14 protein-coding genes are annotated in these 13,478 nt (G+C 65.8%); 10 read left to right on the forward strand and 4 right to left on the reverse strand.

Annotation, left to right across the window (positions count from 1 at the left end; genetic code table 11):
• Together ACOJVU_RS11795 and ACOJVU_RS11800 are read right to left on the reverse strand one after the other, a co-directional pair.
• A partial coding sequence (locus tag ACOJVU_RS11795; RefSeq protein ID WP_421529954.1) for an FtsK/SpoIIIE domain-containing protein occupies window positions 1-1,396 on the reverse strand: 1,396 nt, incomplete at its 3' end.
• 100 nt (window positions 1,397-1,496) lie between these two features.
• Window positions 1,497-1,835, reverse strand: a complete 339-nt coding sequence (locus tag ACOJVU_RS11800) for a hypothetical protein (protein WP_369741955.1) — start codon at window positions 1,833-1,835, stop codon at window positions 1,497-1,499.
• Window positions 1,836-2,126: 291 nt separating this feature from the next.
• Between ACOJVU_RS11800 and ACOJVU_RS11805 the strand changes: the two genes are divergently transcribed.
• The 6 genes from ACOJVU_RS11805 to ACOJVU_RS11830 all read left to right on the forward strand — a co-directional run bounded on the left by ACOJVU_RS11805 (window position 2,127) and on the right by ACOJVU_RS11830 (window position 6,587).
• Window positions 2,127-2,468 (forward strand): putative quinol monooxygenase, encoded by a 342-nt coding sequence (locus tag ACOJVU_RS11805; RefSeq protein ID WP_369741954.1) that lies wholly within the window; start codon window positions 2,127-2,129, stop codon window positions 2,466-2,468.
• Entirely contained in the window at window positions 2,422-3,672 is a 1,251-nt protein-coding gene (locus ACOJVU_RS11810; protein WP_369741953.1) for a helix-turn-helix domain-containing protein, read from the forward strand. The genes ACOJVU_RS11805 and ACOJVU_RS11810 overlap by 47 nt, the downstream gene beginning before the upstream one ends.
• Window positions 3,673-4,261: 589 nt before the next feature.
• The gene (locus tag ACOJVU_RS11815; protein WP_421529955.1) at window positions 4,262-4,816 is read left to right on the forward strand and encodes a hypothetical protein; all 555 of its coding nucleotides are present in this window, start codon (window positions 4,262-4,264) and stop codon (window positions 4,814-4,816) included.
• 180 nt (window positions 4,817-4,996) lie between these two features.
• Window positions 4,997-5,686 (forward strand): serine protease, encoded by a 690-nt coding sequence (locus ACOJVU_RS11820; protein ID WP_369742071.1) that lies wholly within the window; start codon window positions 4,997-4,999, stop codon window positions 5,684-5,686.
• Window positions 5,687-5,797: 111 nt separating this feature from the next.
• Window positions 5,798-6,352, forward strand: a complete 555-nt coding sequence (locus ACOJVU_RS11825; protein WP_369741951.1) for a hypothetical protein — start codon at window positions 5,798-5,800, stop codon at window positions 6,350-6,352.
• 31 nt (window positions 6,353-6,383) lie between these two features.
• Window positions 6,384-6,587, forward strand: a complete 204-nt coding sequence (locus tag ACOJVU_RS11830; protein ID WP_369741950.1) for a hypothetical protein — start codon at window positions 6,384-6,386, stop codon at window positions 6,585-6,587.
• A gap of 302 nt (window positions 6,588-6,889) precedes the next feature.
• Here the strand turns inward: ACOJVU_RS11830 and ACOJVU_RS11835 are convergent, their stop codons facing one another.
• The gene (locus ACOJVU_RS11835; RefSeq protein ID WP_369741949.1) at window positions 6,890-7,129 is read right to left on the reverse strand and encodes a hypothetical protein; all 240 of its coding nucleotides are present in this window, start codon (window positions 7,127-7,129) and stop codon (window positions 6,890-6,892) included.
• Window positions 7,130-7,943: 814 nt separating this feature from the next.
• On the opposite strand from ACOJVU_RS11835, the gene ACOJVU_RS11840 reads away from it, so the two are divergent.
• The 4 genes from ACOJVU_RS11840 to ACOJVU_RS11855 all read left to right on the forward strand — a co-directional run bounded on the left by ACOJVU_RS11840 (window position 7,944) and on the right by ACOJVU_RS11855 (window position 12,261).
• Window positions 7,944-9,707, forward strand: coding sequence for a PE family protein (locus tag ACOJVU_RS11840; RefSeq protein WP_369741948.1), 1,764 nt, complete (start codon window positions 7,944-7,946; stop codon window positions 9,705-9,707).
• Between the two features lie 581 nt (window positions 9,708-10,288).
• A complete protein-coding gene (locus ACOJVU_RS11845) occupies window positions 10,289-10,963 on the forward strand; it encodes a GH25 family lysozyme (RefSeq protein WP_369742070.1) in 675 nt (224 codons plus the stop codon).
• 279 nt (window positions 10,964-11,242) lie between these two features.
• Window positions 11,243-11,875 carry a nucleotidyltransferase domain-containing protein gene (locus ACOJVU_RS11850; protein WP_407689294.1) on the forward strand — a complete coding sequence of 211 codons (633 nt, stop codon included), beginning with the start codon at window positions 11,243-11,245 and terminating at the stop codon, window positions 11,873-11,875.
• A complete protein-coding gene (locus ACOJVU_RS11855) occupies window positions 11,875-12,261 on the forward strand; it encodes a hypothetical protein (RefSeq protein WP_407689295.1) in 387 nt (128 codons plus the stop codon). The genes ACOJVU_RS11850 and ACOJVU_RS11855 overlap by 1 nt, the downstream gene beginning before the upstream one ends.
• A 607-nt stretch (window positions 12,262-12,868) precedes the next feature.
• Here the strand turns inward: ACOJVU_RS11855 and ACOJVU_RS11860 are convergent.
• The gene (locus tag ACOJVU_RS11860) at window positions 12,869-13,396 is read right to left on the reverse strand and encodes a hypothetical protein (RefSeq protein ID WP_407689296.1); all 528 of its coding nucleotides are present in this window, start codon (window positions 13,394-13,396) and stop codon (window positions 12,869-12,871) included.
• Window positions 13,397-13,478 lie beyond the last annotated feature (82 nt).

The following is a 13,478-nucleotide window of genomic DNA, read 5'->3' on the forward strand; positions in this document are numbered from 1 at the left end:
GATTTCCCTGTTCGCCTGAACGCGGTGCCCGAAAGGTGCGGGCCAACAAGGTGATATCGCGATCGGTGACGTGAAAGGCCCGGACCCGTATCGGGTCGGCGGTGCCATCGATCATCACGTACCCGACACCGGGCGTGGCATCAGCGATCAGGTCGCATTCGGCGCCGGCATCGCGGGCTCCTTGACCCAAGACCATCGCGGTCTGGGTGGCTTCGGTCATGCGCAGCCCGATCCGCACGGTGAACAACTGCCGCACCGGCAGGGTGTCTTTGGCCGGGTCTTGCACCGCGGCCACCACCGATATCCCGACCGCGCGGCCTTGGGAGAGCAACAGGCCCAACAGTTGCTCGGTTTCGGTGCGCAATTTGCGGTCGCTGACATAGGCGGTCAGCGCGGCGATCTCGTCGATGATCACCACGATCAACGGCTCGGTGGTGCTGGGGGCGTGCAGGCGGGTGTGTCCGCGCAGCCGGTTGGCCCGCGCCTGCATCAACCCCACCAGCCCGCGCAGCAGTTCAACGGTGGGCTGGCCGGTGTGGTGGCAAAACACCGAAAACATCGGGGCGCCCGCACCCAGCTCCATGCCGCCTTTGGGGTCGATCACCCACAACCGCACCCGCCCTGTCGCGACCTGTGGTGCCAGTCCGGCGATCAGCGACCACAACACCGAGCCCTTCCCGGCTCCGGTGGCACCGGCGATCAAAATGTGCTGGCCCACAACGGGTAGCTGCCACCAGGTCCGCATCTCGGTGATCCCGACCCGCACCGCGGTCAAGTCGACCAAGGTTGCCCGCGTCGGCATGGGCAGGGCAATGGGTTGGGCCAGCACGTCACCGCGACTGATGATGATCCGCAGCTCACCGGGGGTGGTGGCGCGGATCATGAGCCGATTGGCGCGCCACGCCGCCGCCAGCGCGTCGCCGCACTTGTGCCAATCACGGATCGATTGGCCGGCCACCAGCCGCACGATGAGCACGTCGGCGTGGTCTCCGATCTGCACCGACCGCACCGCGGGTATCAGGGTGCGCTCACCCAGCCGGGCGGTCAAACCGTGCAGCGCGCACACCGAGTCCCAGGTGCGGTGATACCGCCACCACGACAGCCAGCGCTGGCGCACCGGCGCGGTTACCCACGCGGTGAACGAGGACGGCTCCAGCGCTGCCCAGCCGATATAGGCCGCAGCAGCTAGGGCGGCGGTCAGCGCACCTGCGCGGGGGCCGTGGCCGATGGCGACCCAGATCGAGACGATGACGGGGATACTGAGGACCGGGAACAGGATTGCCCACCACAGCAGCTGCCCGGCGGCTTTGACCAATCCCCAGATCAACTCACCGATCCAGTCATCATCAGATGACTGATTAGTGTTGCGGTTGTAGCGGTTTGAGGTGTTCGACATGATGGCACGCTTTCCATTGCGACGGGTTGTGGTGTTGCCGGGGCGGCCGGCCCGACAGCCACACCGCGCTCATGCGGGTGCTGCCGGGCCAGCCCTTCGGTTACCGGGCCTGCTGGCCCGCCTTCGCGGCCGCTGCCGGGTCGGCGGCGGTGATGGCCTCGGCGCGATACGCGATGCCCGAGCGGCCGTCTTGGGACCACGGCAACGCCACCAGATCCGACACCGCAACAGGTTGGCCGACAGTAACTTTCGGCTCGCCAACCACGGTGACTGCCAGCACCTCGCCGCCGGTGGCGTCCAGGGCGATCAGCTGGACCTGCCACAACGCCTGCCCGGTCGCCTTGTCGATGCGTGGTGCGCCGGTGTCGAAATTGGTGCGCTGCTCGGGAATCCGGGTGCACAGAAACGTCACGCCGGTGGTCTCGATTCGCAACTTCATGATGATGTGTCCTGTCTTCTCTGGTGAGCGGCCCAACGGTGTTGTTGGACGCGCCACCCAGTGCAGCCCGACACCAGCCAAGGTCGAGAACGGAGGACCAAAACACACAGCGCGGCTGTGCAAAACTGTGCGGTGCCTCGCACCGTCGCGCGTGGATTCACGGGTTGCCGCCGCCCCCGCCGGTGCCCGCTCTTGTCGTCAACGCCGCCAACGAGGCAGCCCGGTAGGGTGTGCTGCAACCGCGCACACGAGAACGACAACAACGCGCCACAGCCGTGTCGCACGTTGGGAGTGACATTGTTCGCACTGCTGGTCAGGTTCACTATTCGCGCGGGACACGAGGACGCCTTCGACGCACTCGTCGCGCACACATTGGCCGCGATCACTACCGAGGAACCCGACACGATCGTGTATGCCAGCCACACCCAGGCCGACGAGCCCAGCGTGCGGGTGTTCTACGAGTGCTACCGAAGCCACGACGCGTTCCAAGCACACGAAGCCGCGCCGCACACCCGCCGGTTCCTGGCCGAGCGGACCCAGCATCTGGCCGGCCCGCCCGAGGTGTGGACACTTACCCCCGTTGCCGGTGCGATCAACGGAAGGCCCCTTCGAGGCGACGGTGCCCCGCGCTGACCCCACACCCGGCGACCTGGTTCGTACCTACCGAGAAGAAAAGAACTGGTCACGGGAGCGCCTGGCCGGCCAGATGCACAAATCGGTCAGCTGGATCGCCCAGATCGAACGCGGCGAACTGCCGCTGGTCGACATCACGGTTTTGGGGCGACTCGCCGCGCTGCTGGGCGCCCCGCTGCAAGAGTTCATCGAAGCCGCCCTGGGACCCGACGCCGAGACCGCCCGCAACCGGCCCTACGTGGAGCGGCTTCGTCTGGCCATCGCCGGACACCCCGCCCCCGACAGCATCATCACACCGGTAGCCGACGGTCCACCCTGCGATGTGGAATCACTGCGACAACGCACCGGCCACATCTGGGAGCGCATCCACGCCAGCGCCTACCGCGACATGGGACCAGCCATCGCCGCCCTGATCGGCGAGCTGGAAAACGCTAGCCGCACCGCCGCGAAAACCCAACGTCCCGAACTGTTTCCGCTTCTTGCCCAGACCTATCAAGCCGCCGCGGCGATGCTGGTCAAAGTCGGTGACCGCGGTGCGGGATGGGTCGCCGCCGACCGGGCCATCGCCGCCGCCGAACGCACCCACGACCCCGCCCTGATCCTGGCCGGTCAACTACGCATGGCCCGCACCCTGCTCGACTCCAGCGAACAAGCACTGGCCCGCCACGTCTTAACCCAAGCAACCCAACGACACGAATCCATCATCGCCGGCGGCGATCACGCCCTGATCTCACTCGTGGGCTCCAGCGCGCTGCTGTTGGCGATTCTGCACGCCCGCGACGCCAACACCGCGGACGCCGAACAATGTCTGACGGTGGCACGCCGGCTCGCCGCCGTCCTGAGCGCCGACCGCAACCACCACGACACCGAATTCGGACCCACCAACGTGGCCATGCACGCCGTCGGTGTCGCAGTCGAACTCGGCAACGGACAACAAGCCCTCGACCGCGCCGCCCATGTCCGCCACCCCGAGCAGCTCTCACCCGAACGGCAAGCCCGGTACCTGGTCGACCTCGCCCGCGCCCACCTGCTCACCCGCTCCGGGCGCGGCGCACTGCTGGCCCTGATCAAAGCCGAACAGATCGCTGCCGAAGAACTCGCCGAATCACCGCGCGTCGCCGAACTCATCGACGACATCGAAGCCCTGCACCGACGCCCGCGCCTGTCCGGCCTGCGTGAACTCCGCCAACGCCTCTACGGGTAAACGCCCACTCCCGCGATCCCCGCGACACGGCCGCTGCCGGCCCGCCGCCTCGGCCACCGCAGCACCGTTCCCACAGCTCACCACCCACCTGAGCAGATCCGCCCTGGCGGGTGGCTACCTCCGGGCTCCGCTGCGCTCCCTCTGCTTCCGTCCGCTGGCGCTTCCGTCCGCGCCGGTCGCTGCACTGCGCCCTGCGTCCGCCACCCGCCACCGAGACCAGCCCACCGGTGAGCCGTGAGAGAACTTCCGCCGGCCGGCCGGACATCGGGCAGCGACGATCGTGCGCATGGCGCTCCCAGGCGCAGCCGTCGAGTCGCCCTCGCTGGCGCAGATCAGATCACGACCGACTCCTGAAACAATGATGTCTGACATCGGCGGTGAGGACTTTCTTCACTGCTATCAGGCGCGGTTTCGTCCTTCAAATTCCGAGGAAACCCCTGACGCCGCAGCGTCTCGCCTGCTACGTTCAGGAGCTATGACTACGCCGAACTACCCGCAGCTCGCAACAACTTTCCAGCAACTTACTGACAAGGCTCAGTCTCTGGTGCAACAGTTCCAGAAACAGGGCACTGCAGGTAGCCCTCAACTGGTGAGCATCACCACTCCCGGCTCCTACACCGTCCAGATCCCGTCCGGTGCGACTTCGGTCGACATGATCGCGCGTGGCGGTGGTGGTGGCGGCGGCGGATACGACGACGAGTCCGGCGTCGCGGGCGGGACGGACGGCGGCGAAACGACCGCATCGGTGAACGGTGGAGGTGTCTCGATATATGCCACCGGCGGCACCGGAGGCGGCGAAGGCGATGGAGGCACTGCGGGCTACGGTGGTGACTCGCCGAGCGTCATCTTCAATGGGCAAAGTTACACGGGCGGTATCGGCGGTGCCGCAGGTGACAACAGCGCTGGGGGCAACGGTGCGTCGCCGGGCGGGGGCGGCGGCGGTGGCGCTGGCGGCACATCTGGCACCGAGGGCGGGGGCGGCGGTGGCGGTGGCGGGGTCGAGCGATACACCCAGACCATCAGCTCCGGGATGACCGAGATCGCAGTAACCGTCGGAGCCGGAGGTATTGGTGGTGCCTCAAGCACTAACGCACCGGGCGGCAACGGTGGTGACGGCGCCGTATACCTCTACTTCCATACCTGACCACCGCATGCTTGCGATTGACCGCGCCGCGCCCCCAGTCCTGTTTCTTAGGTCGCGGAATCAGCATGGCCGCCGCTGCCGTGCCGCGATGATTGGGATGGGTTTCGCCCCATGCTGACACCCCTGATGACGTGACTGAACGAGTGACCAACGACCCGGTAGCGGGGGAGGCTGTCGATGATGCGGGCGGGATATCGCTGGTGGGCCGGAGTGTGCGTGTCCGTGCTGCTGCTTGCCGTCGTGTGTGCCCCCGCCGCCTCTGCGGCGCTCCCGCTGGGCGGCGGAGCGGGCATCATCGTCGACGGCACGTACTGCACGCTGAACACGATCGGCCACGACAAAACCGGAGACCTGGTTGGGTTCACCGCCGCGAGCTGCGGCGGACCTGACTCCCCAGTGGTTGCCGAGGGTTCGGAAAACCTCGGTCCCGTAGGCACCGTGGTGGCCCTTGCCAACGACCCTGGTCTGAAGTACTCCGTGATCAAATTCGACCCCGCCAAAATCACCCCGATTGCTAACTTCGCCGGATTCGTCATCAACGGCATCGACACCAGCCCTTTCGAGCGGGGCCAGCCAGTGTGCCGACTCGGGGCCGCCACCGGTGACTTCTGCGGCCGCATCGGCTCCCTTCCATTCCGGAACCGGCGAATGTCCATGGGCGGGGGCGCCTATCAGCCAGGCGATGACGGCGGCCCGGCCACGTCCGATGGCCTGCTTCTCGGCCTGATCACCGGTGGCATGTTCATCCCGCCCGACCTGCAGGGAGCGCCGCCGCATCAATTCATAGAGATGACGACGTTCAGCGCCATCCTTGATGATGTCAACAGCACTGGTGGCCCCGGCGCGGGATACATCCCGGTTCCTGCCTAATGCTGGCAGTCCAAGGCCGGCGTGCGTTGGCCATTATATCGAGGCTGAGTCAACTTTGGACGGCTTGTTCAGGGACTGGAGTCGCTGTACTACGAGGAGGAATGTCGATCCTTGTCGATCGGGAATTGTCAGGCGACCTCTGTTCCGGTGATTTGCGAGTTCGGCGGCCGGTCTGATGTCGGTCGATCATTCCAGCGGTTTGCCATCGTTGAAGGTGGCAGCAGCTGGGACAGGACGATCAAGCTCGCCTGCGTTGACCTTGCCCTGGCGGGGCTGTTGCTGACCCGGGCCGCGCGATCGGGTGCGATTCACCATCAGGCGCGGGCGGCGAGCGCGGTGAATGCGCTGCTGGGAAGGTCCCGGGCGGGTGCGCAGCTGGTGGTCGCGACGATGGATCAGGATTTGGAAGCGATCCAGCGCCAGTTGGATCAGACGACGGCGCAGAATCGGTTGTTGGCGGTGCGGTTACGTGCGTTGGCTGCGGTCTATCGGGGCGGCCCGTCGGACCGCCCCGCCCAACACCCCCGAACGACACCCGATCCCGGCTCGTCACACCCACGACCAAACATCACAACAGCCACACCCGGCCACACGCGTCGCGCCACACTGACGACCCAAGGATCAAGCAGTCAACTTTCGCTACGTGGCAGTGGTTTCGGGGGTTGAATGAAGCTGAGTTGGTGGTAATGTCGAGAACGTGACAGAAGATCAGTTCCTGATAGCGCTCTATGGAATTGTCACCGAGGCTGCCAATGCATTCGCCGGGTTTTTGACGGGCCATCTTATCCTTGATGATCTCGATGACCTCTTGGAAGCGTTGTCGTTGCTTTTTCTTGCCGCCGATATCGCACTGCACTGGGTTCAAGTAGGCGTTTGCCTTGCCGCGGATTTCGCCCCCTAATGAATTGACGTAATCTATCAAACAGTCACTATTGGTGGCTTTCGCCTGAATCTACTGACGTTTCTGTAGGTTCGTTGACTCGCGAATATCAAAATATGGAGAATACTCCACACCGACTACCGGCGCCCGCTGTCAACATTCCAGACCGCGTTCACCGCAATCCGCGGCCTCATATTCTTCACCCAGGGTTTTGAATAAGCCTCCTTGTTAATATCCCTAGAAGCCCAAGACGCTGGCCAAACTATGCATGAACGGCACACGGAACTATCCGCTGTCGGCCGCGAAATGCCACCCCGCCGCATCTACGGTAAAGCATCGACAATGATTTCCGCAGCACATCCAGAAATTTCGACGATATCGTCAACTATAGAAGGAGTTGACGTTGAAACCTCCGTAATAAGGTCTGCTGCTGAGAAAATAAGAGATGGGTCTGTGATGACATGCTCAATGAATATGCCGAACGCGGCGACGAGATTGTTGAGCGCATCCGTCATCTGCTGCTGAGCTTCAGCAACGGCCCCGGGATTTTGCAGATTGCTCATTTCGTTAACCTCGCAAAGCTATGGTCGTGGGACGTAACTTTCGCGGTGCCTCGTCCCTGGGATTAAGCGGGTGTGGAAGCGGAAGCAAGCAGCGCCGTTGCCACCCGTTGTCGCCCGCGGTTCCACTGCTGCTGGACGCCACCGCCCGGCCCGCCCTGCGCCATCCAGCACCACGTCAACGATAGTTGCACCGGACGGATTGGTGACGATGTAGACAGTATACCAGCTAGGAGTAGTGGTGGTGCTGACCAGTTGAGGGTTACGACCGATACCCTGTTTTCCGAACTGCTGGACCAGAGCTTGCGACTTGTCCGCAGGCAACTGCAAAACCGCTGCGGGCTGCGGGTAAATCGGTGCCATCATAGTTCGCTGACGCTAGCAGACCGCACCTCGGCATGGGCCGGATTTCACAGACAGATGTGACCCAAGATGTCACAGAAATTTGGCAGGAGATCACCAGTCCGCTCCCACGATGTCGACGGCGAAATTGCTTCAACCCGAAACAATTTCGCTATGGCATCACACGATGTCACGTGATAGCGTCGGTCGCCCGCGTCTTATCAGTAACGAAGCGCGCTGAATTGGGCGTTTGGGCTGGTTCTACTGTCGGCGCCATGTGTAAGACGCGGCGGTAAGGCTGGTTTCGTGGTGTAGCCACGTGTCTGCGTGAGGCGCGCGCGCCAGCCCCGAAGTCGCGCCGAGCAACAAGGGCGGGGGCTCCAGCTGGCTAGCGTGCGCCGGCGCGTCACGTCACCGGGGCTGGTAGCTTTGTGCCCGGTGTGGGTGAGGGTCTGATGGCTGAGTGGTGGTGTCGATGACGTCGGTGGCCGTGGTGCCGGAAGCCCTGGTAGCGGCGGTGTCTGATCTGGCCGGTATCGGTTCGGCGGTGAACAGTGCCCGCGCGGCCGCCTCACCGGCCACCACGGCGATCGCGGCCGCGGGCGCCGATGAGGTGTCGGCCGCGATCTCGGCGGTGTTTTCTGAGTTCGCGCGCGATTATCAGGCCGCGGGTGCGGCTGCGGCGGTGTTTCACCAGCGGTTCATGGACACCCTGAATTCCGGTGCGGGCGCCTACGCGGCGGCCGAGGCCGCCAGCGCCAGCCGCCTGCAGGCCCTGCACACCGTTGAGTGTGACGTGTCGGGGGCGATCAACGCGCCGTTCCTGCGGTTCACCGGGCGCCCGCTGTTCGGCAACGGCGCCAACGGCACCACCGTTGATGGTGTGGGCACCGCCGGTGGGGCCGGGGGGTGGCTGTTCGGCGACGGCGGGCATGGCGGGGCCAGCACCGCTCCGGGAGCCACCGGCGGGGCCGGCGGGGCCGGGGGGTGGCTGTTCGGCGACGGGGGAATCGGCGGGGCCGGAGGGCCGGCCACAGGAGCCGGAAACGGGGGAGCCGGCGGGGCCGGTGGGGCCGGTGGGGTCTCGGGATTGCTGTTCGGTATCGGCGGCACCGGCGGGACCGGTGGGACCGCCACCACCGGTGCCGGCGGTACCGGCGGGGCCGGCGGGGCCGGGGGTCTTCTCCTGTCGTGGGGCGGCACCGGCGGGACCGGTGGGACCGCCACCACCGGCACCGGCGGGACCGGTGGCGCGGGCGGCAGCGACGCCGGCCTGTTTCTTGGTTTCGGTGGGCACGGCGGCGCCGGTGGCGCGGCCAGCGGGGCCTCCGGTGTCGGCGGGCACGGTGGCGCCGGCGGCCTCGGCGCGGGCCGCAGCCTAATCGGGATCGACTACGCGGTGGGCGGCGCCGGCGGCGCCGGTGGTGCCGCCACCGGGACGGGTGGCACCGGCGGCGCGGGTGGCGCCGGTGGTTACGGCGCTGGCGTCTCCTTCGTCGGGTTCGACGTCGCGCACGGCGGCGCTGGCGGTGCCGGTGGCGCTGCCACCCATGTGGACGGCACCGGCGGCGTGGGTGGTACTGGCGGTGGTGCCGCCGGCTTGGCGCTTGCCGGGTTCGACGTCACCCACGGCGGGGCCGGTGGGGCCGGCGGGGCCGCCGCTCTGCACGGTGGCGCCGGTGGCACCGGCGGCATGGATGTCAGCCTCGCCCTGTTCGGCGGCAGCCTCGATCACGGCGGGGCCGGCGGGGCCGGCGGGGCCGCCACCGGCGCCAGCGGTCACGGCGGTGCCGGAGGTGACGGCGGTGTGGGCGCCACGTTGGTGGGCATCGCCAGCGGTGGGGGCGGCGGGGCCGGCGGCGCCGCTACCGGCGCCAGCGGGCACGGCGGTGCTGGCGGTGACGGCGGCCTGGGCGCCGCATTGGTAGGCGCTGGTCTCGGCGGTGGCGGCGGGCACGGCGGCAACACCACCCTCGGCCACGGCGGCCACGGCGGTGACGGCGGTGACGGCCTCGGATTGTTCGGATTCGGCGGCAACGGTGGTGACGCCGGGAGCGGCGCCTACCCCGCCCACGGCGGCGACGGCGGCAACGCCGGGGCAAGTATGAACGGCAAGTTCACCCCGGCGCTCTACGGCGACGGCGGCAACGGCGGTGACGGTGCCAGCGGCGGCAACGGAGGTCCCGGCGGCACCGCCGGCTTTTTCGGCGGCACCCCAGGGACCGACGGAACGCCGTAGCGCCGCCAGCAGGTCCCGGCACCGGTGACCGGCCGCGGGGGCGGATCGCTCAGGACGGGCATCCGGCCGGGGCGGGCACCAGGATCCACGCTCGAAGCCGGCATTTCGGATCATCCCCCTGGGGGAAATGGCGGAAGCCGGGGGGTGCGATCCCCCGGCCGCCCAGGGTGCCGGAAAGGCCGATGTGTGGGGCTGGGACCCCGGCGTTTATCGTCTCATGACCGGCGTGGCTCCTGGTGCGGGTGTGACCTATGGGCTTGGATTCGGGGTAGAAGCCAACGATCTGAACCCAAGGTCACACCCGTATGCCAGAGCCACCCAACCGTGGGGTGGAGGGCACCTGCCAGCCCGCATATCGGCGCTACCATTTCCCGGTGACGTGACGGAATAAGACGGAATAAGGGGTCGCCGGTGAATAAACATGGTCATGCTACGCGGGCCGGGGAAGTTCGCCGCCAAGCCGGGGCGGTCGCCACCGCGGTCAAAACCGATAACGGGCTGTGCTGGCAGGTGCGCCGCGACCGTGATGGGCTGGTGCGGATCACCAAATATCTTGCCCAGACCGGCCATTGGCACCGGCCGTGACGCTGTTTTACCCCGATTGCAGCAACAACAACTGGTCGTCTGTCCAGGACGCGATTAGTTTCCTGGAACAGCTCGTGCCAGAAGGTTTTAGCGGGATGTGCCACAAAGTGTCCGAGGGCAACTATTACGAGGACCCGTACTGGCCGCCGGTGCGGCAATGGTGCCAGCAGCATAACCTGCCCGTCATCGGTTACCACTACGTGACGACCGACGACCCCGCTTCGCAGGTGCGAACCTGGCACGCCAACAACGGCGGAACGCGCGCGATGCTGGACTGGGAGGACAACGGCGGCGACCTGGCTAATCTCACCGCCGTGGTCGACGCGTTCAACGCCGCCGGGATCATCGTGCAGCTGGGCTACTACCCCCAGTGGTACTGGCGGCAGCAGGGCCGCGGCACCCTGTCCGGCCTGGCCGACGCCCTGGTGTCATCCGGGTACCCGGACGGCTCCGGCTACGCCTCAACCATCTACGCCGACTCTGGCGGCAATACCGGCGAAGGATGGGCACCCTACGGAGGTGTTACCCCCGCCGCGTGGCAATTCACCAACAGCGCAAACATCGCCGGACACACCGTCGACTGCAACGCCTACCAAGGAACCGACCTCCGAGTCCTGTTCGACACCACCCCGACCACCCGCACGCCGACACCCGACAGGGCAAAGCTATAGCGCCTGGCCGCCACACCCTCGGGTACAGGCCCCTGTCCCGAGCGCAAGGGGTAGATTCCCGACTTGCGACAAAGGTCAGATGTTTCTGGCGCTTCGCTTGACTGTCAGCTACAAAAGGGCTGGTAAACGCCGGCGATGGGGCCTGGGGTGTCATTTGCGACATGTGAGGTAGGTGGGTCGCGTCATGCCCGTGCCACTGAAGACCAGGCCCGATCAAGCGCATGCAATTCAACTATAGTTGTATTACTCTAACTTTAGTTGGAGTAAGGGGTGTCTGCGATGCAGCTCAACAAGCCGTTCGCCACGGTGACACCGACCCTGGATGGTGACGTGCTCGCGGTGCTCGCGACCGCCGACGCGACGTTCACGGTCGCTCAGATCCAGCGCATGCTGACCGCGGTCTCGGGTGAGGGCATCCGCAAGGTCCTGACGCGGCTCACCGCGCAGGGGGTGGTGCTCCACGATCAGGTCGGCCGGACCCACACTTACCGCCTTAACACCGAACATCTCGCGGCCGGTCCGATCACGGCGCTGTCGCGCCTGACCGCCGCGTTCCTCGACCGCCTGGAGAAGCACCTGAAGGGGTGGGGTGAGGAGCTCGCGTACGCGGCGGTGTTCGGGTCGGCGGCAACGGGGCGGATGACGCTCGACAGCGACATCGACCTGTTCCTGGTGCGCGCCTCCGGCACCGACCGCGGTAAGGACCTGCAGTGGGAAGAGCGGCTGACCGAACTCGCGCGATCGGTCGCCGCGTGGACCGGGAACGACGGCCAGATCGTCGAATACACCACAGACGAGCTCATCGCCGCAGCCGTCGCGGGTGAGCCGCTGCTCGACGACATATCCAAGCAGGGCCTGACTGTCGCGGGGACACGGTCGTGGCTGAACCGGCAACTGAGAGAGAGGTCCTGATGGCGGGACAACGCGACTGCGATTCCGCGGTCATCGCGGGACGCATATCGAAGGCGATCGAATTCTTCGACGCCGCGGACCTCCTGGGAAAGGAGATGGCCAACGCGGCGGGTGATCTTTACGTCGACGCCGGCATCGCCGCCGCGGACGTGATCTGTTGCGTACGCCTCGGTGTGCATTCGAACACCGGCAGTCACAACGAGGCCGTCGCGCTGCTGAAACAGGCCGACAGCGGATCCGAGCGGCACTTGAACACGTTGCTGAACTTGAAGAACAAGGCAGCGTATACCCATCAGGATCTGACATCGGTCGAGCTGAAGAAGATGAACCGCGCAGCCGAGCAGCTGGTGGAGACGGCCAAACGGGTGACAGCATCGCGCACATGACCGCCTCACCCTGGTCGGAAACCTGATCCACCTGCACCACTACTAACCGCGAAGACCCCGTCAAAGGGGGTTCCCGACGTGCGAGCAAGGACAGATGAATCTGGTGGCTGGCCGTCCGCTTGCCGCTTTCTGTCTGCCCTCCTGGCGTCGAGTGTGAACAGGGGGCGGAATTTTCGCGATTTTCTCGCCCACGTTTCACGCTCGACGCCAGGATTCACACTCGATGCATTGGACCCGAAAACACCCGCACCAGGGGGTAGTTTCCCGACTTGTCAGCAAGGTCAGATGTTTCTGCCGCTTCGACGGCGGCTGATCAGCAAAATGGCTGGTAAAAGCTACTGATGGAGCAAGGGGTGTCGTTTGGGACATGTGAGGTGACCCGGATTGGTGGGCTTGCTGGCGACTCCACGGACGAAGGCCCCCGATGGACAAGCTCCGACAGAACACGAGTCGGAGACCGCACGTTTCGCGGCCCTCCCCACATGCCCAAGCGTTTGCTTCCGTGATGGCAGCGACGTGGTATAAAGTTGAACGAGCCTGGGGCGTTGAGCTTCAGGAAGTGAGCCCGGCTCCTCTCCGGACGGTGAGCGGCCGGGCTTCGCGTTTTTCAATGGACGACACGCTCTAAGTGCGCGACAAGCGGGTGAATCCGTTCAGCCCACACTCCACCGGCCGACGAGCACCAGGCGACGGCGTCGGCAACCCACAACAACGGGTCGCTATGTGCGGGCATGTGGTCGTAACCGAATCCGGCAGACTGCTCGCGCAGTTCACCGACGAGCACTTGCCGATCCAGATGGTCGCGGCCCTCGCGCGATTCGATAACCAACCGGGTGACGTTGCGGTCGAGTAGTAGGCGCACCATTCGGCGGAAGCTTTCAGCTCGGACCGTGGTCTCGTCACCCTTGCCGTGGAAAACCAGCGCCGTCGTCGAGGCGTTGCTAACGAGCGCATCGACGATTTGCCGGCGCCGGCTAACGCGTTCATGCACGAAATGCCACCGTCGTTGCCCTGGTAAGCAAAGCGAGCGTGCCAAGCGACGCAATGAGTCCACGTCCCCATCGGCCACCACCGCTACGCACACGTAGTAGCGGGCTCCCCTGCCCGACTCGTCGACGAACGCCTGAGCGGTCACCGGTCAACATTGACACACGGTGCGCGCCCCTCGACACGGTCGACTCCAACACCGAAGATCACGGCAAATTAGAAACCGCTGC

Source organism: Mycobacterium sp. THU-M104 (assembly GCF_049197365.1).
In the GTDB taxonomy this organism is placed as follows: Bacteria; Actinomycetota; Actinomycetes; order Mycobacteriales; family Mycobacteriaceae; genus Mycobacterium.

What these genes read in the sequence shown, in the direction of transcription:
- ACOJVU_RS11800 (WP_369741955.1), bottom strand. Translation starts at nt 1,835, where the DNA reads ATGAAGTTGCGAATCGAGACCACCGGCGTGACGTTTCTGTGCACCCGG.
- ACOJVU_RS11820 (WP_369742071.1), top strand. Translation starts at nt 4,997, where the DNA reads ATGCGGGCGGGATATCGCTGGTGGGCCGGAGTGTGCGTGTCCGTGCTG.
- ACOJVU_RS11835 (WP_369741949.1), bottom strand. Translation starts at nt 7,129, where the DNA reads ATGAGCAATCTGCAAAATCCCGGGGCCGTTGCTGAAGCTCAGCAGCAG.
- ACOJVU_RS11840 (WP_369741948.1), top strand. Translation starts at nt 7,944, where the DNA reads ATGACGTCGGTGGCCGTGGTGCCGGAAGCCCTGGTAGCGGCGGTGTCT.
- ACOJVU_RS11850 (WP_407689294.1), top strand. Translation starts at nt 11,243, where the DNA reads ATGCAGCTCAACAAGCCGTTCGCCACGGTGACACCGACCCTGGATGGT.
- ACOJVU_RS11855 (WP_407689295.1), top strand. Translation starts at nt 11,875, where the DNA reads ATGGCGGGACAACGCGACTGCGATTCCGCGGTCATCGCGGGACGCATA.